The organism is Neobacillus massiliamazoniensis, assembly GCF_001048695.1.
GTDB lineage: Bacteria > Bacillota > Bacilli > Bacillales > Cytobacillaceae > Neobacillus > Neobacillus massiliamazoniensis.
The window spans coordinates 817759-840910 of record NZ_CVRB01000001.1; the positions used below are offsets into that span (position 1 = coordinate 817759).

Genomic DNA, 23152 nt, shown 5'->3' on the forward strand with positions numbered 1-23152 from the left:
CGTAATCACGTATATAATATTAACCTTTAAAATGCATAAATGGAAGATATTATCAAACGAAAAATTATGATATAGGTATTTCTAAAATACTGCTAACATCTCCCCAAAATTCTTCGGGAAGCCTGGATATATGTACTAATTGTCCACTTTTAATAGTTGCCTCAACTAAAATAATCGTATTTGAATCCAGTTCTTGCTTCAATGCAAGAATTTGCCTTTCCATGAAAACTACATTTTTTAGCATGATAAACGTTTTGTTAATGGGACTACCAACCGTTAATTTAATGGGATTCTTATAAAATGGTTTTCTTTTTTTCATTTCCATAAAATTATAAATTTTGCAATTCATACTTTGATCTCTCAATGGGCGTTGTGGCATCATCAATATCTTCCTTTTCACAAACTTAAGATGCTAATACCTACATGATTTTTTCCGAATCAACATAATCATAACAGAGAAAAAGAATAAAAAATGTTACAAAACTCCAAAATGTTACAAAACGTTACAAAACTTTACAAGAATATTGTAAATGATAATCTATTTAATTTAACCGAAAAAATTTTCTGCGGATTCACGAAGATAAAATTCTTTCAAATCCAAAAAAAATGCGCGACTACGCAATATTTTAGGCGTAGTCGCGCATTTTTCATTTTTTTGAATCAACAAAAGCTCCATTTGTTTGTTTAAAATATGGCTGGTATTTTTGTGTTACGAGGTGAATCTTTTTGATTTGATTCAGATTGTTTTGCGCTTTTAAGATATTATCATTCAATATTGGAGCCATCAAATGATCGAGATCAATCATGTCTTTCAACAATCGTTTTGCAAAAGTTGAATATTCGAAATGCTGTTGCTCTTCCTTTATGGAATCCACCTGTATCATCAGGACATTCCGATCATTTAACAATTTTTCGAATATCTCATATTTTTCTTCTTGTAAAGCATCTTTCATCTTTACTGTGATTTCGTATATTTGTCTAATCAATTTATCTATCATGATCCTAGACCCTAATCTTTACTTTTTATTTAATTTCATGGCAGTTGACCATGTTTCAGATAACTCTACGGCGAATCCTTCCACTTCTTCTAATTGCTCAATATTTTTTTTCAGATTTGCTTCAATTAAACGTCTGTTCATGTAATCGTACATGGGAAGCAAAGAATCTGAAACTGCGTATTCTTTGTTCAATGTAACCATTAATTCATTTAAAATATCCTGGGCTCTTAGAATATAACGATGACATTCTTCCATATTATTATTTTGAAGTGCCATCTTTGATAATCGGATGAACTTGACCATACCTTGGTATAGCTTTAACGTCAATTCTTCGGGACTTGAAGTTGCAATTGCTTGTTTTTGATAGGTTTGATATGGATTTCTCAAAACCATAAACCGACTCCCCCTCTAAATCCTATATTGTTATTATTTTCGGATAAACGCAGAGAAAGTTAAGTCATTTATGAAAAATATTTATAGGTACAATTAACTACCTACCTGCAGAACGATTCCGGACCTATCAATAATATAATTAAGTCTTTGATTATATGCTTTAAGATGTTGAATTTTTGCTGCATCTCCTAACTGATTAAAGGCATTAATTTCTTTTGCAAGCTTAGCAACCTCTACTTGCAATTCATCATTGCGCTTTCTCTCAGTCATTAATTGCTGTTCTTTATTCATTAATTTTTCACGAAGTGCTTCTTTTTCAAGATTGATTTCCGATTTCTTACTCTCCATTTGTTGAAGGGCCGCTTGATTTTGAACAGCTAAACTAGTTAGTTGATACAAATTTCTAAAAAGGTCGGTGACATTCAACCCTTGAAGTTGTTGAACATTGCTAATTAACCCCGACAAAATATCAAGTAAGTCCCCATCCTGAGTAGCTTTTTCTTGCGTGACTTGCGGGACTTTCGGCACTTGTAAAGGATCGTGTATTACTGAAGTCGCAATCACCGGTACTTCCTTCTCTTCAATACTAGTAATTAAAAGAGAGTTTTTTTGTTCAGTATTTTCTTTTTTCTCTCCTTGCTTTAAGAGGGAATAATATTTATAGTTAACCGACTGATAACCACGGTCTAATAATTGAGCACATTCTTCTAATATTTCAGTTATATTTAAAGCCCCTTCTTGTTGCCGTTCCTTAATATATTGATACAAAAATTCAATTTCACTTTTTGACCATTTGCGATTCGTTTTTTTGGATGGATCATTGGATTGGTTGTGTTGAAGTTTTAACATCATAAAAAAATTAAAATAAAAAACCAATGTTCCACTGCTTAAATTGTTTTTAGCTTCCAGGTCTCGAATAAACCCCTCTTCTGACTGTCCAAGTGTTTGATTCGTGATGACCTCTTTCATCTCGAATAGTGCTGTTTTAAAACTCACAAGAATTCCTCCTTATATAAGAGTGAAATGGATTGAATTCGTTTCCCATCCATTTTCGTCTATTTTCAAACAGATTAATGATGTCAAAATAATTTTGATTGCAAGTCAAAAAATAATTGGTTCAAATAAAGGATTCGTACTCAAGTAAATTTTTTTAGGGGTTATTTTAAAAAAATGATTTCTTTTTAAGATGTTGCATACAAGTATATTATATATTCTTTGTAATTTTTTGTAAACTATTATTTAAAAATTTTTGGAAATAAAATAGGCTTTTTTCCTTATTTTTTTAGTAGAAAACCCCTCTTCTAATGACTTAAAGAGGGGTTTTACATTTTATTTCGATTTACGATAGGTCTAAAGTCATACTAACTTAATCGATTTTGTAGCTGCTTTTCAAAACAATATTGAGTGATTTTCATTTGATCGCGCTGGTTCATGACTGTAAATTCTATGGCAACATTTTTTCTATCTTCGATCGTACTTGAGTCTATTCTTTTGATTTCACCTTGTATGTTAATACGGTAAACTACTTTATTTTGTTGATTGGGAACAAACAAAGTCCCCGATATTTCATACCCCACCTGTAATTCAACACTCGATTGACATGAAAATAACATACCGCCTGCACTAATATTGATCGTGTAAAATTCGTGCTCTCTAAAGTGAAAACGTAAATTGGTAGGCATTCGGAAATTTTCTCTTCGTTGAACTCTAATAATTTCGTTTTCTTTCGGTTTTACAATCCGAAATAAGGGAATAATATCCTTTGTTTTTGCAATTATTTCAGTATGGAACATATATTGATTTTCGTCTGTTAAATAATGGACATTGATTTTTGTTCCCTCTAGTAACAGACCGACCATCCTTCTATCCAATGGAACACCGATTAAAATCTCATTTTCTCTAATTTCCGCTACAATCGACTTACATGATTGGTCGCTATTAGTTAACTCAATCATAATATTCTGATTCACTTTGGGATACATAGACAATTCCTACTTTCGTATTAGGGATAAAGAGCTATTGAGAATCAAGTAAAAAAACTGCACGTTTTACGATGCAGTTCTTAAGGTGTCACCATATTGCACTTGCCAACAATTAATATTGAGTACGCTTCAAAGAGTTTTCTCGTTTATTATGAAAGAAAACACTGCCTATGTACTAATTTAATAGAATTACCGTAAGAAATCAACTAAACTTGGTTGAATAATTCTTGCTCCTACCGATAATGCCGAACGGTACACATTTTGTTGTTCTGAGAATCTCGTGTACGCCTCAGGAATGTCGACATCTTCTTCATTTGCCAAGATATTAGTGGCAGATTGTTCCAAACCGTCTAATCTTGAACTGCTTAAATCCATTCGGTTCATCCGAGCTCCCAATTCCGAACGGTTTGTTAGGACATTATCAATCTGGGCATCGATGTTGTTCAATTGATTAGTAGGATTATTTCCAGATTGGATATCTGACATGACATTATCAAGCAATTTGAACATGCCACCATTATAGTTGAATATACTTACACCGGTAATATTGATCGGAACGGATGAACCCTTTCCAACCTGGTAATTGATAGATTGTCCATTTGTATTCGTAAATGGATTGTTTGGAGCTGTAACAGTAGCATCGTAAGGAGGTTGCTTATTATCTGTTCCGGCAAAGATATATTTTCCGGCTAGCTCGGTATTTGCCACTTGTCCAAGCTGATCTTTCAGTTGTGAAATTTCAGCTACAATCGCATTTTTTGAATTTTGGTCGTTTGAATTCGATGCTTGAACGGTCAGTTCGCGAACCCGTTGTATCACTTGGGTGACCTGATCCAAACCTTCATCTGTTGCCTGCAACCAGTTTGATCCATCCGACACATTTCGTTTATATTGATCAATCTCATTTAATGTGGTTTGATAGTACATCGATCTTACAGCTGTAACAGGATTATCAGATGGTCTGTTAATTTTTTTCCCTGTAGCTAATTGCTGTTGAGTTTTATCCATCGCGCGATAATTGGTTTGTAAATTGGATAATAAATTTGAAATCATCATGTTTTGCGTAACACGAACAGTCATATGATCACCTCTATTTATACAGTTTTTTTATTTTTCTTTAGCGGACTGCACCCATTCCATTAATAACTTTATCCAAAACTTGGTCCATTACCGTCACAACGCGGGCTGCAGCATTATAGGCTTGCTGAAAGCGAATCATATTGGTCATTTCTTCATCCAATGAAACTCCTGATACTGATTGACGGCGGCTATCCACCTGATTGACTAGTGTTTGTGTATTCCCCTGCATATTTTGCGCTTGCTGTGAATCAACGCCAAGCTGTCCAATAATATTTTGATAAAAATCTCCGAGCGTTGAAGTACTATTATTGATGCTAAAAACTTTATTTTTTAAATCCGAAATAGCTTGGGCATTCGTTCCGTCCCCAACAGAAGCAGTAGTTCCCGCAGCGATTTTGTTTAAGGATTGCATAATGTCTGGGTTCACTACCCAATCGCCGTTAGCATTTGTTGTGAAAAAATCCAATTTATCCGGCGAAGCGGTTGGGTTATTTTTTATGTTCGCAATATCGTCTAAATTATATCCGCTGGAATGAATGGCATTGACCTGTTTCGAAAACTCATCCTGCAACTGTTTAATATTGTCTAATAAATTCGGAACAATATGGTTGGCTGCTTCGATTCTGCCAAGCAACTCTCCTGATTGTAAACTTACAGGTTTTTGTCCAGGATCAATCGAAATTTGATCAGGCCCCCCACCATTAGAAGGATAGGTAACCGCATTAGCTGTTTTCCCTTGAATTAATGGCTGTCCACTTACAAATACATCCACCATACCATTTGTTGATGGCTTTGTATCGATATTAACCAATTTTGACAGTTGATCAAGTAATACATCGCGTTTGTCATACAAATCATTTGGCTGGTAGTTGTTTGGGGTAAGTCGGGATATTTGATCGTTAAGATCCGCAATTTGTTTTGTAAGGGAGTTGATATTATTCACATCAACCGAAATAACATTATTTGAATCAGCTTGTATTTGTTTTAAGGAATCCTTCGCAAATTGGAAAGATTCTGCGACTGCTACCCCTCTTTGCCGAACAACCGCACGAGCGGCAGCACTATCAGAGTTTTTGGCGAGTTCCTGCCAGCTTTGCCAAAATTGATCCATGGCATTGGCAATTCCCGTATCCGATGGTTCATTTAATATTTCTTCGATTTTTGTATAGGTGTCGGATTTTGCTGTATAATAGCCTAAATCTTTATTTCGTTCACGAAATTGAGTGTCCAAAAAACCTTCTCTAAGACGCACTAATTTATTTACTTCGACGCCTGTACCCATTTGTGCAGGAGATCTGTCATTACTCATTCCTGGATACGGTATTGCTGGAGTCGATACCATTTCCGCCCGTTGACGCGAATATCCATCTGTATTGGCATTGGCAATATTATGTCCCGTTGTATTTAGGGCAGCTTGTTGAGCAAAAAGGCCCCTTTTCCCTAATTCCAATCCCATAAATGTTGAACTCATGATCTTCCCTCCATATATTGAAACTACGCTTTTGCATCTAGAAACATGATCGATGAAGCCTTTGATTTCTGCCCGTATCCGATCTCAGGCTCCTTTGGCATAAGAATATTCAAGGAATACTGGATATAAGACAATGTCATCTGAATAAGCTCTTGATTGTTCTGATTCAACCTTGAGATTTCAGCTACACATTTTCTAAGTTGTCCTGTCAGCATAGTAAGATGAGACTTCTCTTCTGTGTCATCCAGTAATGGAATAAATTGTTCCATCGTGATTGATTGCAAGTGATACCCCTTCTCTGCCAATATCTCACGAATATGTTGTTCTCTTAATGTTTCAAGATCATGAATGAAATCCGTACATTTCATTTCTTGACCAATCACGTTCTGTAAAGCGGAAACATTTCCTTCAACAAGAATGGACTGCTTTTCTTTTGCTAATTGAAGTAATTGTTGATGAGAATCCAACATGGTTGATACAATTTGTTTGAGTTTTAGTAGAAGTTCCAAATTTTCTTCACCTCTGCATCGAATTACTACTTCCAAAAATCAATCATTTTTCCAGCTATTTTCTGGCTGTCGACATGATAAGTTCCGTTTGCGATTTGTTGTTTTAATTGCTCGATTTTGTTCTGACTTCCTAACTGGTCCGATTTCATCGCTTGCGAAATTTCCTGTCCTTTTGATGAAATACTGACTACATCCCCGCCAGTTGACTTATTTAAATTCGTTTTCTCTTTATTTCGATTGATTTGATTTTGATACGTATATAAACCATATTTCACATCATTGATTCGCATGACCGTTCCGAACTCCTTTTATCCCTTTTTAAATAGTATCGGTAAAACAAAAAAAGAGTTTAATATTTAAGCAAAATAAAAAGCAGGGGAAAGGATTGTTTTTTCATTTCCACTGCTTATGTCATTCTATTATACTTTGGTACTCAACGTTTTTAAAAGGAATTGGAGAATATTAAACCTTTTTATCCACTAGTACACCAAGATACTCCTTCATCGCTGCATAAATATCTAACAATTTCTTTGGTGGTATTTCTTTTACCACTTGATTTGTCGATTCATCGACAATGGCTACATAGTATTCCTTTAATTCGTTATGAAACTTGAAAACTAATTGGGTATTGGATGCTTTTAAAAAGTCATTCATACTTTGGATGACTTTTTCCGTTTTTTCTTTTGTCATTGATTGTTTGGACTGATCTTTCTGATCTGGCGTAATCTCTTTTATTTTCGGAATGCTTTCTACTTGATGTACTTGAATATCCTTCATAGGACTATTAGAAATAGATACTGGATCTAACATGCCTTGCCCTCCTTTACTTTGAAAACTATATGTTTCTTATCGGATGAGAACAGACAATGTTTAGAATATTCAACTTATCTTTCAAATTTCTAATAACTATTTCAATTTATACAAAAGGACCTCAGTATGTCAGGCTGTCGAAAAACTTTCGATAGCCTTTTATTTCATTCACTTTCTTTAACAATTAACCGCGTTAATTTATAATAATATCATTACTAAATAGGCTGTTCAATAGGTCTGTTGATTTGCGCTCCAGGCGCTTCGCTTTCCGCGGGCGTGCCGGGGAGCCTCCTCGGCGCTCTGGCGCCTGCGGGGTCTCCCCGGCCCCGTACTCCCGCAGGAGTCTTCGCGCCTTCCGCTCCAATCAACAGGTTAGCTTGCATTGACAATTAGTTAAAAAAATCGGGATTTTAGTTCACGATAAAATAAACAATTGCCGAGAAAAAACCCTTTCTCGACAATCTGTGGACCACAGTATGTATGACTGTGGTCCTTTTGTTTTTAAGATTCATTACTGCTTACTTTCCTCCAGAAAACTGCTGAGAAAGCCAAGCACTTTGAGAATTAAATTGCGACATAGCCGTTTCCATTGCGGAAAACTGTTTATAATATTGGTTTTCTTTTTGGGTTAATCTATCGTTTAGGGTCGTAATTGATGTCTGTATATCCCCTAGTAATTTCCCTATCGTACTTTGATCGTTCTGGGGATATCCAATCTTTCCGGCTTTATCGGTTAGATTCTGTACAGCTTGTTGGAAATCATCACTAAGGGAATTGATTAATCCATTTGTTCCATCAGAAGTAGTTCCCATTTGTGTGAATAATTTCTGAACACCATCTGGGTCCGCTTGAATAGCAGCCCTTAGTTTGGTTTCATCAACATAAAGTTTCCCTTGATCCTGATAGCTTTTTGAGCCAATTCCAATCGAAGCAAGAGAATTAAACTGACTTCCAGTTTTAATAATAGTTGTCATATGATTCCTCATGTTGTTGATTAAACCATTAAGAATACTGTCTCCATGCAATAGACCGCTTTTTGCTTTCGTTTCCCATTGCTGTATTTGTGTATCGGACATCGAAGTGCGTTGATCATCAGTTAGAGGCTGATAATCTTTATATACAGGTTCGCTAACAGCTGTATTTAATTTATCCAACATATCGTTATATTTACTAATAAAATCTTGAATGTTTTTCACTTCTGTGTCAATATTCTGTGATACATTCACACTTGTAGTGATGGGGTTTCCATTAGCATCTACCGTTGGACTTTTGAATGACCAATTAATTCCCATTATGGTCGCATTATTGGAAGAAAGATTTGTCATCTCAGTACCATTAAAGATGATGTCGGCGTTTTGCCCCTTTGCTACAAGATTCAATGAACCCGAATCAGAGGTTCCCAAATATTTATTTAAAAAATCTACACTTGTAGGATCCGCCGTATTTGCACTAAGGTCAATCTTAACATCTGCCCCAGTATTCTTAGTTTTTACGATAAATTGCTGCAAGTTAGCATCATAAATCGCTTGCAAACCTAAGCTATTTCCAGAGGCATCGCAAGCACTATTAATTTTGCTAACAACGTCTCCAATTTTGTCCGTCATTTTGATACCAATAGGAACCGCTGTTAGTCCTGCTGATGGATTTAATGGGTCATTATAAACGGTAATATTAATGGATGTATCGGCAGTAAGTTGCCTAGAACCTTGAGCAGTATCGCCAAGGGTCTTGGTAGGGTCGATGGCAATATTTTTTCCCGTAAAGCTTGCTGCTTGTGCCAATTGTTTCACCTGTATGTTATAGTTTCCGGCGATGGTACCACCTCCTACCGTACCAGTAACAGAATTGGGCTGACCAGAAGTTACATCAAAGGTATTAAAGTTTGAAGAAAACTTCATATTGAATAATGTAGTTGTCTTAAAGGAATATAAAGATGAATTCCATTGGCGATAGCTATCACTAAGCCAGAGCTCTTTTTGTTGTTTTTGTTTTAATTGGTTAAGTGGAATCTTCTCTGCATCCATTAATTTTTTGACAATAGAATCTGTATCTAAGCCGGAGGCTAGACCAGATAATCTTGTAAGTGATGACCCAGTAACTGGCATAACATTTCCTCCATTTTCTTTTTCAGACGTCCATCTCAAGTTGTCCTAATATTGGACAACTTGAAACTTGAATATAATTCAATTATTACTATTATCGGAAAAGTGGAGAAAAAGTTAAGTGAAAAATAGAAGTCTATTCAATCATTTCTCCTGACACCCGCTTCATCTTTAAATTAGACGATATAAACTACTTAATATTTTTAAATTAGTTTTTAATCAATATAGACATATACGCCATCGTGGTAAAACCGTTATCCTTCAGTAGGTTAAAGATACCTCGCAAAAACATACTGTTGTGCTCTATTGTTTTTGAAAAAGATTGAATCAGCAAAATCACTAGATCCTTGTTAAGTCCTTTGTGAAATCCTGCCATACCAATAAGGTGTAGTTTAATCATAGCGTAATGAACAACCAGCATAACATAGTCATCAAAGACTGATTGATATCCACTAAATGGGAATAAATTCTTAAATACATAGTTAACAAGGTAATTTTCTATAATATACTCATGTTCATTAATAAAGGGCTGATAATAATCATTGCAAGAAGCGGTGTAGTGTTCCATTACGTCCTCTATCTTGCCATCAGGCACATATTGAATCCCTTGTATCATTTCATTAAAGCAATCCATAAAGCGTTGGTTATTTATTCCTTGTCTGAAGCGTTCATCGGTCAATTCCTTTGTTAGCTTCATTTGTATATTATATTGAGTTGGAATATTTACTAAACCTTCTCGTAAAGAACCCTGTTTAATAACCTCGGTGTATAATGTGATTTGTTGTGGAATGTTCTCCACTTGATTGTTTTGGATGCACTCTTCGATCTTTTTATAGAACATCCCCAAAAGTATTAATCTTTCCCAAAGAGCATAAGAACGATTCTGTAAAACCTGAATGGTAAAAATACGAAGTTCCCAAAAATATTTTTCTATTTTCTCTGTATTCGATTTATTTTTAGTGTTGATTTTATTAGAAATGATAGAATCATTATGCACGATCTCTTCCACTTCATCAAATTCCATTCCGTTTGGATTCAGTAATGCTAACCGAGCAGCTTCAGGGCAGGACATTGTACATGATCTCTCCAGGATTCCACTCACTAGGTTTAGGGTTCTTGGGTATGTACTACACGTATGAGATAGGTATCCCTCTCCCAATTTCAATTGAATATTACAAAGTTTTTCTTCAGATAAAAAGGGACACCCGCCATTCTGCTCCATTTTGATTTTAGCAAAGTTGTTGGGATTTGAATTAGATCGGACCCGATTCACTTTTTTTGAAAAGAGAGGGGACAATTCAGCATCGTGTACCCGATTGTATTTCTTATAAGTAGCTTCATCAATGGTCACACGCCAGCCAAAACAGCAGCTATCTTCACAGTCTGGACCTATACAGGAGAAATTCCTCATATATTGCGGGACTAGCAAAATTCTTTTATTAATAGTTTGTATCTGTTTACTCATGATGAGTTCGCCTACTTTCGACAAATGTTGGAATAATTAGTGTGGACGTACATAAAGTTTAGGAAAGAAACAATTATAATAAGGAAAGAGACCTTAGAAAATCTAAGGTCCCATTTGAGATTATAGTAATAATTAACCACGAAGTAATTGAAGAACTTGTTGTGGCTGTTGGTTAGCTTGAGCAAGCATTGCTTGAGCAGCTTGAGAAAGGATGCTAGACTTAGATTGGTTCATCATCTCTTTTGCCATATCTACGTCACGGATACGAGATTCTGCAGCTGATAGATTTTCAGAAGATGATCCTAAGTTGTTGATTGTATGTTCTAAACGGTTTTGATAAGCACCTAAATTAGAACGCTGTGTAGAAACTGTTTGAATAGCATTATTAATAGTTGTGATAGCTACAGCAGCATTTGCACCAGTAGTGACATCAGGACCAGTTGCAGTTTCATCAGAAGCAGCATCTAAAGTTAATCCCTTTGCGGACATGTCGCTAATTTTTAAATTAATAGTTTGTTTTTCGTTAGCTCCAACTTGGAAGGTAAATCCAGCTGCATTACTACCATCAAGTAACTTCTGAGTGTTAAATTCAGTATTATTTGCGATACGATTAATATCTCTAGTCAACTGAGTCATTTCAGATTGAATACTTGTTCTATCAGTAGCAACGTTTGTATCGTTCGAAGATTGTACTGCTAATTCGCGCATACGTTGAAGGATGTCATGAGTTTCGTTTAAAGAACCTTCAGCAGTTTGAATCAAAGAAATTCCATCTTGAGCATTGCGGCTAGCTTGATCTAGACCACGGATCTGTCCACGCATTTTTTCAGAGATAGCAAGACCTGCAGCGTCATCGCCAGCACGGTTGATACGAAGACCAGAAGATAATTTCTCCATTGACTTAGATTGGTTGTTGCTGTTGATACCTAGCTGACGTAAAGAGTTAGAAGCCATTAAGTTGTGATTAATAATCATGATAAGTTTCCTCCCTAAATATGTATTGAATTATTTATTTATTAAAAAGCCTAAGGCTCTTTAAACGAAGTAAGGTTGCATTCTGTGAATGCTGTTAATCAACCAAAGATTAGATAACAATCATCAAAAACTCTAAATGTTTGATGCTTCAAAGAATTAATATGGTTTAGCAATGAAAATGTTTTTTTGATGTTTCTCTTTTACATATTAGTTAATCCTTGGTATTTATTATTATCGGAAGGATTAAATCTTTGTTTAGTTGTTTTTTTAAATTTTTTTCATGATTTACCAAGATTACTTTCTATTGTTTCTTATCGGAGAATCTTAAAATTAGTTTAATTATTTCCAGAAATTTTGATAGAGTTTTATAACCTATTTCTTATTTCTATTTATCGGTTCTAACCCATTTTGGTTTAGTATATTTTCAACTTTTTTTGCAAAAGGCGTTAAACTTGCCTGTTGATTTGCGCTCCAGGTGCTTCGCTTTCCGCGGGCGTTCCGGGGAGCCTCCTCGGCGCTTATGCGCCTGTGGGGTCTCCCCAGCCCCGTACTCCCGCAGGAATCTCGCACCTTCCGCTCCAATCAACATAGTTTCAAAAATCAGTAATGACCTTTAACACAGCCAAAAAAAAGAGACGCATAAATCGTCTCTAACTTGAACAACTATTTAACAATACTATTCGCTATTCCATTCATTTGATCGGCATAGGTAACTGCTCTGGCGTTTAATTGAAAACTCCGCTGAGAGGTCATCAAATTGGTCATTTCCTTTGTTAAATCGACATTGGAGCCTTCTAGACTACCAGATATAATGTTAGCTTCTCCAGACGGCATGACTCTCACAAAGCTAGCGGCAGTTGCTCCATTTGATAATTGGGCAGGATCAATCGCAAATTCATTGTTCCCAACATTTTGTAGGACGTGCGGATTTTGAATGTCAACAAGGCCTACTCGCTGTGACGAAAGAAAGGTTGTGCCTTGACCATTTTTATTTTTCAGTTGAATTTGTCCGCTTGAATCAATATTCACATCTTCTTGATCATTTAATTCGATCGGTGTACCGTTCTGATCTAACAGGTAACCCCCGTTAGCATTGACTAAATGATAGTTTCCTGGTTTATTAGAATCAACACTTAAGTGGAAATTTCCATCCCTTGTGTACCTTACCTCATTTGTAGACGGATAGCCAATTTGGAAAAAACCATTTCCTTGAATCATTAAGTCAAAAGGGTTGCCTGTTTGGAGCGGTTGACCTTGCTCCATGTTCAGCTGCGTGAGTCCTGTTCGTGTTCCATAGCCGACGCGCAGCCCATTAGGTGTCAGTCGGCCCACTTCTCTATCCTTAACAGTTTGATTGTTGACTTGTGAAGCAAGAAGCTCTGAAAAACTTAGGTCTCGCTGTTTAAAACCTGTTGTGTTCACATTCGCAATATTGTTTGCAGTTGTGTCTAGTTTTTGCTGGAATGCCTGAAGGGCACCGGATGAGATGTATAATGACGTATTCAAATTGTTATTCTCCTGTTCTACTATAGATTATCCGTTAAGCTTACCAACTGAATACAATTGTTCTAATGATTGATCATATGCTCCAATTACTTTTTGATTTGCTTCATAACCACGAACGGTCATCATCATGTCGGACATTGTTTGACCTGGATCGACATTCGATTGTTCTGTAAAACCTTGCTGAAGTGATACTCCTGGATCCGTGCTTCCAGGATCTTGGATAAACGACAATGGATTCGGAGATTGGTATACATTTTTCCCCATTCGGGTAAGGTCGTTAGGATTTGGAGCTACCGCGATCCCAATTTGACCAACCATTTTTGTTTTAGTCGGATCATTTGGGTAGGAGATAATTTGACCATTTTGATTAATTTGCAAGTCCGCCTTTGAGATACTATCGGTTATTTGAACAGGCTTGTGGTCAGCACCAAGAACTTGATAGCCGTCCGCCGTTACAAGATGTCCACTTGCATCCAAATCAAATTTTCCATTCCTCGTATAGCCTACCGTTCCATCAGGAAGCTGAACAGCAAAAAAGGCAGCCGGTTTCACCTGGTGACCATTGATGTTCTGCGAAGAAATACCTTGATCATTTATGGCAATGTCAAGCGGCTGGTCCGTTTCTACGATCGGCACTTGGCTGAAATTCGGAACTCTCTCTTGGGCATAGACACCGTTATAAAGCTCACCGATTGGAACAGGAAAGCCAGGGATGCTTGGCGCCCCTGCTACAGGGATCACATTATTTTGATTAAAGTCCTGAATTCTTTGGATTAATAGCTTCGGGAATGAGCGAAGAGTCGTATCATCCTTTTTATACCCCGCTGTTTGAACATTAGCAAGATTATCCGCTAATGCTTCTTGCCTTCGTTCCAAGGAAAACATACCTGAAGCTGCTGAATCTAAACCTCTTAACATTATGAAACCCCTTTCTTAGGCATGTGTTTGTGATGCCAATTCAAGAATAAAGGAAACCTCATCATAGCCTTTTTCTAGTTTTCTGGCTATTTGTTCGGCGGTTAAACCTTGTTGATGCAAATCAAATATTTCTTTGTAACGAACATTTAAGGATAGTTTTTTCACATGATTTGCTTTGTTAGTAGAAGGAACTACCGATAAGCTAGTATTTTTATTCAGCTTCTTTCGCGCGTTTTTTTGTTGAATGGAGATCGCACATAGCTCCACTGTTCCTCTTAATTCAGAGAGTTCCTGTTTCATTTTCACATGATTTTGAATCATGTTTTGATAAACATCCTGTTGAGAGGAATTTACCTGCTTGGAAGAACCCTGTTTGATCAAGATTAGCACACCGATCAAATTAAGGCCTAAAAGTATTTCGATTAAACCCGTTTGCACCTATTCTCTTCCTCTCATATGTATTTGTTTATGTATAAAGATTGACCAACAAGCCTTTGATTTCACCGATCCGATCCAAAAGAGAAAGACTTGAATTTTGTTCGTTTAATACATGATTGGTTAGATCTAGTAATTTACGGTCGAGTACGCGAATGGTTTTCAAGGTTTTATTTCCCCCCATAGGGTCCCATGTTTCAGCTTGCATCAAACCTATACCATTTTTGGTGACATCGCCCATAAATTGTTTAACTAAATCCTTGTATTTGCGAAGTTCCTGAAACGTCGGATTATCACATAACTGCTGGCCTTGTTGATCTAACTTTTGCATAAGCTGTTGTAGATGGTCTTTGCTGATATCTTTGGAATAGGAATTCATCATTTTTTGAAATGATACTGAGTTTGATGAAGCACGCTCTGACGTGTTGAGACGAGGATCAGCTATATTGATCCTTAACTGGTCCTGTATTTTCAAATGGATTCACCTCTTCATCATGAATTCTAGCTAATGAAAAAACATCAAAATCTATCAAAATATGTAATCATTATAACCTACTTTTTCATAGATTTCATTATAAGTTTTTTTTCGAACACAGTTTCTAGTCTAGCATTCCATTCCTCGAAATTTGCTGAAACGCCCTCGTATCTCTACGAAAGCGTTTCATGCTCATATTAGGCTAGTTTTGTAATTTGTGCTTTTACATTATTAATAGCGGTAGCTACCTCATCTACTTCTTTCGTTTGGATTTCTGTGCTGGCATATAATTCTTCAGTCTGTTTGTGAACATTTTCAACCTCTTGCGCAAGTTCTTGACCATATCTTGCTTGTTCATTTGTTGAAACATTCATTTGTTGAACCATTTCTTTCATATTGTTAATATTGCGAACGATTTCTTCGGAAGAAAGGGACTGTTCTTTCGTTGCATTTGTCACTGAGTTCGATTGGTTTGTAACATTTTCAGCTGCAGCAACTATGGAACGAGCGCCATTTGCTTGTTCCTCGGTGGCAATAATGATTTGCTGAATTTGATCTTTAATAGCGATGATTCCTTTTAGTAATTCTTCAGCTGTAATGGATTGTTCTTTTGTTGAATATCCCATTTCTCTTGCTTGCTTTGAAGCATTTTCGACGGATTCTGCAAATAATTCACTATTCTTCGTTTGAACTTCAGTCACTTTGGCAATTTGATTCATTTCTGCTGTAACTTTGGAAATACCTTCAGAAATTTTCAAGATCGCTTTGTTTGTTTTATCTGCAAGTTCGTTGCCAATTTCAACTTTATGAGCGCCTTCTTTAATAGAAGTTACCGCAACAGCCGTTTCATCTTGAATCCCTTTGATTCTGACGGAAATTTCTTTTGTTGCTTTTGCAGAACGTTCAGCGAGTTTACGTACTTCATCCGCTACTACTGCGAATCCTTTTCCGTGTTCTCCGGCACGAGCGGCTTCAATCGCTGCATTCAGTGCTAGGAGATTGGTTTGCTCTGCGATTTCATCAATCATTTCAATAATGCTGCCAATTTCTTCTGAACTTTTTCCTAGTCCCACCATTACACCACTTGCTTGGTTAATTACTTGTGAGATTTCTTTAAACCCTTTCAATGTTTCATCCAGAGTTTTTGTTCCTTCAATCGCATCATTTTGAACAGAATTACTAAGTTGGTTAATGGTATGTACGCTGTCTGCAACTTGCTTGATGGAATCAACCATGTCTTCAACCGTTTTCGTGGTTTGTTCAGAATTAGCTGACAAGCTATTTGCATTTTCGCTAACACCTTGGATTGACTTACTCATTTCTTCAATCGCGGCAGAAATTTCTTCTACACTTGCCCCTACACTACCAGCATTACCAGCAACTTGTTCAATTGAAGCCATCATTTCTTCAATGGCAGAAGATGTTTCCTCTGCTGATGCTTCTAGATTACTTGCATTTTCAGCAACCAAATTAATCGAAGCACTCATTTGTTCAACCGCTGCGGAGATTTCATCTACTCCAGATGCTGTGACATTGGTGTCACCGGCTACTTGTTGAATTGATGCAACAAGTTTACTAACGGAATCATTTGCATTTTTCATAGAAGCATCTAATTCTTGTGCACTTACGGCAGTTTTATCAATTGACTTCTTAATTTCATTTACAGAATTCGTAGTAACGTCGACATTTTTTCCTACACCCTTAACCGATCGTCCAATGAGTTTCGTGATAAGGATGGAGACAAGCATACTAAAAAGTACGGCAACAATGGAAACTATGATTATTTCGTTTTTAGCATCAGAGGACGTCTTTTCGTAATCTTTAATAGTCTGATTGGTTTCTTTTTGGGAATTTTTTGTAAAAGCATTTAATGAATTGTTTGCTTTATTAGCATAAGAAGCCATTACTTCCATCTTTGTATGTACTGCATCATAATTGTTACTTCTAGAATCTTCAAAGAAACTCGGTAGAGAAGAGACGTAATCCTCAAAATCGGCACTGAATTGTGCCAATAATTTTTTATTTGTTGAAGGAAGATTTAATTTTTCCAATTCTTTAATATTCTTTCTTACTTCCGTAATGCTATCATTAACCTTTTTCTCCATTGTTGATTTTTCTGTTTGGTTTTGTTCAAACGCCTGCTTAACAGTATATAGCCTTACTGTGGTGAAACCTTCTTTTATGTTTCCGATTAAATCTGATTTGGGTATTTGGTTATCACCTATAAAATGCAGATGGACACTTAAATTGTTAATATTATTTTGAGCAACAAAAGTAAGAGATAAAAAGAATATAATGACAACTATATGACTACCCCATTGTTTAAAATTCATTGACACTTTATTTGACCATTTCGTAAACATGATTTATACCTCTCTATGAATTGGACTTTTTTCAAAAAATGAATCTTTCATATGTAGCCTAAGTAAATGAATAGTTATTTTATTTTTTCAGTCGATTGTACGCTTTAAAAGTTATAGAGTATCTTTTATTTCTTTTAGTTCGTCTAAATTTGTTGTATCTTCAAGGAGCTTTTCTATGTCTAGGAGAATAACCAATCTGTGCTCCAATTGTGATATACCCTTAAGATATGAAACATCTTTTTCTTCCAATAGCTTAGGGTGCTGAATGGTGTCAGGAGTAATATCCAATACATCTGTTGCAGCATCCACCACAAGGCCAATCTCTTTTTCATACACTTGAACTATCATGATTCTTAACGAATCACTTGGTTCAAGGGACTTCCCTGTTAACGCTGAACGCAAGTCTACAACTGGCGTCACGGCATTCCGAATAGAAGTAACTCCTAACACATGTGGCAGTCTATTCGGATATGGGGTAATATCCTGCATTCGTTCAATCGATACTACTTGATCAATATTGACCCCATATTCCTCACGACCTACTTTAAAAATGAGTACTTTAAAATCCTCTATTATTAGCTGAGGCATTCCGCCGACCTCCTACTCTTTATATTATTTAGACCAATTGCATACCACTTTGGGATTACAACGTCTCAGTTTTCATCAATTCTTCTATTTTTAATAAAATTATCAAGCGCCCCTCCAGTTTTGCAACGCCTGAAAAATAGTCAGAATCCAGCCCACTATTGGTGGCCGATTCGACCTCTTCTTTTTCTACGTCAATAACATCTCTCGTTTGATCTATAGTCAATCCTAATTCGATCTCCCCATACCTGATAATCATGACCCGTGTATTTTCAGTAAAACGGGTTTTTTCAAGGTTTAATCTGCTTCGTAAATCAATAATCGGAGTGACGTTCCCACGAAGATTTATCACACCTATTACGTAATCAGGGGCATTTGGAACCCTTGTAAACTGATTGATTCTCTCGATGGATTGTACGTAATCGATATTTATTCCATACTCCTCATCACCTAATTTAAAGGCAACAATTTTAAAAGTATCCATTGAGTCGGTCCACCTTTCCTAGTTAATAAACTGATTGCAATCAATAATTAACGCAACTTCTCCATTTCCAAGAATAGTCGCCCCTGAAATAGCAAATAAATTTGTCAAAAAGCCGCCTAATGATTTCAATACAACTTCTTGCTGTCCTAAAACCGAATCAACCACTAATCCAACAGTCTTATCTCCCTTTCGAACTATGACTATAAATAACTCTTGTTTATTTTCACTAGTCTCGACATTTGGAACTTGGAAAGCTTCTTGCAAATAAACTAACGGAACGACTTGTCCACGGAACTTAATGACGGATTTTCCATATAGCGTATAAACCTCCCCCGGTGATATAGCTGCAATTTCCACAATCGAATTAAATGGAATCGCATAAGTTTCTTCTCCCACATTCACTAACATTGAATAAATAATAGATAATGTTAATGGTAATTGTATAAGGAAGGTCGAGCCGTGTCCTGGGACAGACTCAATACTAATCACACCGCCTAATGATTCAATTTTGGTTTTAACGACATCTAAGCCAACACCACGGCCAGAAATATCTGATATTTTATCTGCCGTACTAAATCCGGAAGAAAAAATTAATGCATAAACTTGTTGATCGGTTAGTGTATTCGCTTCCTCTTCCTTTACAACACCTCGCTCAATCGCTTTAGTTAGTACTTTTTCGCGATTAATCCCTTTACCATCGTCAGAAACTTCAATAAATACATGGTTACCACTATGGTAGGCTTTCAAAAAGATCTTTCCTTCTTCGGCTTTGTTGCTTGCTATTCTTTCCTCGGTTGACTCAAGCCCATGATCTAAAGCATTCCTTAGTAAGTGAATTAATGGGTCTCCAATTTCATCGATGACGGTTCGATCTAATTCTGTTTCGGCACCTTCTACCACCAATTGAACTTTCTTATTCAATTCTTTGGCCAGGTCACGGATCATTCGCGGGAAGCGGCTAAAAACTTGCTCAATCGGAACCATACGCATATTCAAAACGAGTCCTTGTAGATCAGTTGAGATCCGCGTCATATGTTCCACTGTTTCCGTTAGTTCGGATAGCTGAGATTTACTAGCAATTTGTTCCAGCCTTCCTCTATCAATAATTAACTCACTGAATAGGTTCATCAAAAGATCCAGCTTATCAATATCAATCCGAATTGATTTTGATCGGTGCTTTTTCTTACTATTGTCTGGAACTTCCTTGCTCTGTGAACTATTGTTTATTTCACTTTTTTCGTTGTTAACAGCCAATATTTTGTCGCTTACTTTCAAATCATGGCTGTCCTTCTCAGATATTACGACTTCTTTTATTTCGGAAATGTTGACCAAGGTTGTCTGTATTTCTTGTATGTCACACTCTGACAACAATAAAAGGGTAAAAGAATCAGCGAAATTTTCTTCTTCAATTTGTTCTACTGACGGGTTGCTCTTAATTATTTCTCCGAGTTCTTCAGCGGCTTGAAATACCATAAATGCTCTTACTGTTTTCATTACACATTTTTCATCTATTAAAACTTGAATTTGATAAACGCTATTTCCGGTCTTTCTCGCTTCGTTGATTACTGTTAATTGATACTCATCAATCTCAAGCTCATCTTTAGAGGTAACAATAGTTGCCGCTTGCTCTGAAATAGATGGATTTTGAATCTTTGCTAATTGGTAGACAATATCCGTAACATTTTCTTTCCCATCGCCACCTTGTTCAATATTACCTACCATTTTTTCGATAAAATCTACACATTGAAAAATAACATCCATAATATCGGGTGTAATCTTTAATTTAGAATTACGTAGTAGATCCAATACATTTTCCATTTCATGTGTCAATGAAGCAAGATCCTCAAATCCCATTGAAGCAGCCATTCCTTTAAGAGTATGGGCTGACCGAAAGATTTCGTTTACTATAGCTACACTTTCTACATCCGTTTCTAGCTTTAACAATTCATCGTTTATTGCCTGCAAGTGTTCTTTTGATTCTTCGATAAACATCTCTAAAAAATCATTATATTCCATTAAAAACTCCCCCGCTCATTCGCATACCAATATATTACATTAGGATATTGGCGGTGATTTAATAAAATTTTATAAACCTACCTTATATTACCATAGTTTTCGATTGTTTAAGAGGATTATTTTGATATATTTTCATCTTTTTGATAACTTTGTTACATTATTTAATCAAACAATTTCTAATAAAAAACGCCTCCGCATATCAAGCGAAGGCGTTTTCCACTTTTATAAAATTATTTTAGCTTAACCACCTGTGTGTGGACCTCTTTGATTGCCTGCGCAACCTCTTCCACTTCTTTCGTTTGTGCTTCAATGCTGGTATTTAATTCTTCTGTTTGTTTACTCACATTTCCTACCTCTAGTGCTATTTCTTGGCCGTATTTTGCTTGGTCATTTGAGACGATAGTCATTTGTTGAACCATTTCTTTTATGCCGTTAATATTGCGAACGATTTCTTCAGCCGTAATCGCCTGTTCATTTGTAGTCCTTGTCACTAAACTAGATTGGTTGGTTACATTTTCAACCGCAGCTACGATCGCTTGGCTACCTTTTGCTTGTTCCGCCGTTGCAATTGAAATTTGTTGAACCTGTTCTTTTATATTGATAATACTATTTACGATTTCTTCTGCAGTGATAGATTGTTCTTTTGTTGAAGATGTCATTTCTGTTACCTGCTTCGTAACATCGTCTACAGCTCTGGTGATAAATTCACTATTTTTGCTCTGTGCTTCAGTTACTTGAGCAATTTGGTTCATTTCATCTGTTACTTTTGTTATTCCTTCGAATATTTTCTTAATGGCTTGGTTTGTTTGTTCCGCCAGATGATTTCCGATTTTTGCTTTAGCTGATCCCTCTTGGATAGCTGTTACGGCAACAGCAGCTTCAGCTTGAATCCCTTTAATTAGAACAGCGATTTCTTTGGTTGCTATGGCGGAACGTTCTGCTAGTTTTCGCACTTCATCCGCCACTACTGCAAATCCTTTTCCATGGGCACCGGCACGAGCAGCTTCTATTGCAGCATTAAGTGCCAATAGATTGGTTTGATCTGCAATATCATCTATTACTTCGATAATGCTTCCGATTTCTTCAGAACTCTTACCTAGTTTAATCATGACATCACTTGCTTGGTTAATGACATGAGAAATTTCCTTTAATCCATTCAATGTTTCATTCAAAGAAGCTGTTCCTTCAAGGGCATCACATTTAACATTGTTACTAAGTTGGTTTACTGTTTGTGCACTAGCTGCTACTTGTTCGATGGAGGCAACCATTTCTTCAACCGTCATAGATGTTTGGTCAGCTTTTTCCGTTAATTGATTGGCGTTTTGGCTAACACCTTTAATAGATTTGCTCATTTCTTCAATTGCTGCAGAGATTTCATCCACACTTCCACCAGCATTTCCAATGTTTAGGGCTACTTGCTCGATAGATGACATCATCTCATGAATGGCAGACGATGTTTCTTCGGCAGAGGAAGTTAAATGATTGGCATTTCCTGAAACAAGAGTAATAGATTCGCTCATTTGTTCTATTGCTGCAGAGATTTCGTCCACACCGGAGGCGGTTACATTGGTGTTCGCGGCTACATTTTGAAATGATGAAACAAGTTGACGAATCGATTCGTTTGCCTTATACATTGAAGCATCTAATTCTTGTGAACTACTTGCCGTTTTATCGATCGACTTTTTAATTTCAGCAACGGAATTTGTGGTGATGTCAACATTTTTTTCCACTCTTGCAACAGAACGTCCAATAAGTCTAACCGCAAGGACCGAAATAATAATACTAAAAAGAACTGCAGCAATAGAAACAATCATAATTTGATAAATGGATAGAGTTGAATTATCATTGGCTCCCTTGATGATTACCGTATTGCTTTTTTGAATATCTTTAGTAAGGTCATCGAGTGAGACTAACGTTTTCCCCCCAATGACGGATAATAAGTTCATCTGTTCGTGTGTTGCCTCTAAATGATTCGCTCTGGATTCTTGGTAAAAGGTTGGGAGAATGGATACATAGTTTTCAAAGTTTTTACTGAACACCGTTAATAAATTTTTATTAAATTTATTATTACTTTGCTGGTTTATTTTATCGATTTCCTTTATATTTTTTCTTACTTTTGCAACCTCGTAAGTAATAAGCTGCTCTAAATTAACTTTTTCATCGGTGTCCAGTTCATAAGCATGCTTTGTTGCATACATTTGGATATTTGTAACTTCTCCTTTTAGGCTGCCAACTAATTCAAGCTTTGGCACTTGCGAATTTCCTATATCATCTACATTTTCACTTAATACGTGAATATTTTGGTATGAGGCAATGGAAATTGTACCTATGAGGAGGAGGATAAAGCCAAAACTGCCGATTAATTTAAAGCGCATTGAAATTTTGCTAAACATTACATTCTTTCTCTCCTTTTCAGCATCGATTTTGTAAGAAGCTACTTTCAAATAATTTTATTGAAACTTGCTTCTTTTTAGAAAAAACAGTTTTTTTACGTGAAAAAAAAGCGAGAGTGTCATGGACTGACGAGTAGCATTCCATCCCATTCTCGCAATTACTATATAAAAATATGTAGTATATAACTTATA

The 23152-nt window shown here is 36.3% G+C and carries 22 protein-coding genes; all 22 read right to left on the bottom strand.

Annotated features, from left to right (window positions below):
• Positions 1–64: 64 nt before the first annotated feature.
• The 22 genes from BN1082_RS03945 to BN1082_RS04050 all read right to left on the bottom strand — a co-directional run bounded on the left by BN1082_RS03945 (position 65) and on the right by BN1082_RS04050 (position 22960).
• A complete protein-coding gene (locus tag BN1082_RS03945; RefSeq protein ID WP_176699636.1) occupies positions 65–400 on the bottom strand; it encodes a hypothetical protein in 336 nt (111 codons plus the stop codon).
• A 247-nt stretch (positions 401–647) separates the two neighbouring features.
• Positions 648–998 carry a flagellar protein FliT gene (fliT, locus tag BN1082_RS03950; protein WP_090631149.1) on the bottom strand — a complete coding sequence of 117 codons (351 nt, stop codon included), beginning with the start codon at positions 996–998 and terminating at the stop codon, positions 648–650.
• An 18-nt stretch (positions 999–1016) separates the two neighbouring features.
• On the bottom strand, positions 1017–1391 hold the full coding sequence (fliS, locus tag BN1082_RS03955; RefSeq protein WP_090631153.1) for a flagellar export chaperone FliS: 375 nt from the start codon (positions 1389–1391) through the stop codon (positions 1017–1019).
• A 93-nt stretch (positions 1392–1484) separates the two neighbouring features.
• On the bottom strand, positions 1485–2387 hold the full coding sequence (locus tag BN1082_RS03960; protein WP_090631156.1) for a hypothetical protein: 903 nt from the start codon (positions 2385–2387) through the stop codon (positions 1485–1487).
• A 365-nt stretch (positions 2388–2752) separates the two neighbouring features.
• Complete coding sequence (locus tag BN1082_RS03965) at positions 2753–3361, bottom strand: flagellar brake protein (protein ID WP_176699637.1); 609 nt, start codon at positions 3359–3361, stop codon at positions 2753–2755.
• Positions 3362–3562: 201 nt separating this feature from the next.
• Entirely contained in the window at positions 3563–4453 is an 891-nt protein-coding gene (flgL, locus tag BN1082_RS03970) for a flagellar hook-associated protein FlgL (protein ID WP_090631163.1), read from the bottom strand.
• Between the two features lie 37 nt (positions 4454–4490).
• On the bottom strand, positions 4491–5924 hold the full coding sequence (gene flgK, locus BN1082_RS03975; protein WP_090631166.1) for a flagellar hook-associated protein FlgK: 1434 nt from the start codon (positions 5922–5924) through the stop codon (positions 4491–4493).
• 23 nt (positions 5925–5947) lie between these two features.
• Positions 5948–6433, bottom strand: coding sequence for a flagellar protein FlgN (locus tag BN1082_RS03980; protein ID WP_090631169.1), 486 nt, complete (start codon positions 6431–6433; stop codon positions 5948–5950).
• Positions 6434–6459: 26 nt separating this feature from the next.
• On the bottom strand, positions 6460–6723 hold the full coding sequence (gene flgM / locus BN1082_RS03985) for a flagellar biosynthesis anti-sigma factor FlgM (protein WP_090631173.1): 264 nt from the start codon (positions 6721–6723) through the stop codon (positions 6460–6462).
• 172 nt (positions 6724–6895) lie between these two features.
• Positions 6896–7243, bottom strand: coding sequence for a flagellar protein FlaG (gene flaG / locus BN1082_RS03990; protein ID WP_090631176.1), 348 nt, complete (start codon positions 7241–7243; stop codon positions 6896–6898).
• Between the two features lie 518 nt (positions 7244–7761).
• Positions 7762–9348, bottom strand: a complete 1587-nt coding sequence (fliD, locus tag BN1082_RS03995) for a flagellar filament capping protein FliD (protein ID WP_090631179.1) — start codon at positions 9346–9348, stop codon at positions 7762–7764.
• 205 nt (positions 9349–9553) lie between these two features.
• Positions 9554–10810, bottom strand: a complete 1257-nt coding sequence (fliB, locus tag BN1082_RS04000) for a flagellin lysine-N-methylase (RefSeq protein WP_090631183.1) — start codon at positions 10808–10810, stop codon at positions 9554–9556.
• A 132-nt stretch (positions 10811–10942) separates the two neighbouring features.
• Entirely contained in the window at positions 10943–11785 is an 843-nt protein-coding gene (gene hag / locus BN1082_RS04005) for a flagellin Hag (RefSeq protein ID WP_090631186.1), read from the bottom strand.
• A gap of 663 nt (positions 11786–12448) precedes the next feature.
• Positions 12449–13291, bottom strand: coding sequence for a flagellar hook-basal body protein (locus BN1082_RS04010; protein ID WP_090631189.1), 843 nt, complete (start codon positions 13289–13291; stop codon positions 12449–12451).
• Positions 13292–13318: 27 nt separating this feature from the next.
• Complete coding sequence (locus BN1082_RS04015) at positions 13319–14209, bottom strand: flagellar hook-basal body protein (protein WP_090631192.1); 891 nt, start codon at positions 14207–14209, stop codon at positions 13319–13321.
• Between the two features lie 15 nt (positions 14210–14224).
• Entirely contained in the window at positions 14225–14647 is a 423-nt protein-coding gene (locus BN1082_RS04020) for a DUF6115 domain-containing protein (protein WP_090631194.1), read from the bottom strand.
• 28 nt (positions 14648–14675) lie between these two features.
• A complete protein-coding gene (locus BN1082_RS04025) occupies positions 14676–15119 on the bottom strand; it encodes a YaaR family protein (RefSeq protein WP_090631196.1) in 444 nt (147 codons plus the stop codon).
• Positions 15120–15316: 197 nt separating this feature from the next.
• Positions 15317–17482, bottom strand: coding sequence for a HAMP domain-containing methyl-accepting chemotaxis protein (locus tag BN1082_RS04030; protein ID WP_090631199.1), 2166 nt, complete (start codon positions 17480–17482; stop codon positions 15317–15319).
• Positions 17483–17593: 111 nt separating this feature from the next.
• Entirely contained in the window at positions 17594–18070 is a 477-nt protein-coding gene (locus BN1082_RS04035; RefSeq protein WP_090631202.1) for a chemotaxis protein CheW, read from the bottom strand.
• A 55-nt stretch (positions 18071–18125) separates the two neighbouring features.
• Entirely contained in the window at positions 18126–18551 is a 426-nt protein-coding gene (locus BN1082_RS04040) for a chemotaxis protein CheW (protein ID WP_090631205.1), read from the bottom strand.
• An 18-nt stretch (positions 18552–18569) separates the two neighbouring features.
• A complete protein-coding gene (locus tag BN1082_RS04045; protein ID WP_090631208.1) occupies positions 18570–20567 on the bottom strand; it encodes a chemotaxis protein CheA in 1998 nt (665 codons plus the stop codon).
• 230 nt (positions 20568–20797) lie between these two features.
• The gene (locus BN1082_RS04050) at positions 20798–22960 is read right to left on the bottom strand and encodes a methyl-accepting chemotaxis protein (RefSeq protein WP_090631211.1); all 2163 of its coding nucleotides are present in this window, start codon (positions 22958–22960) and stop codon (positions 20798–20800) included.
• Positions 22961–23152 lie beyond the last annotated feature (192 nt).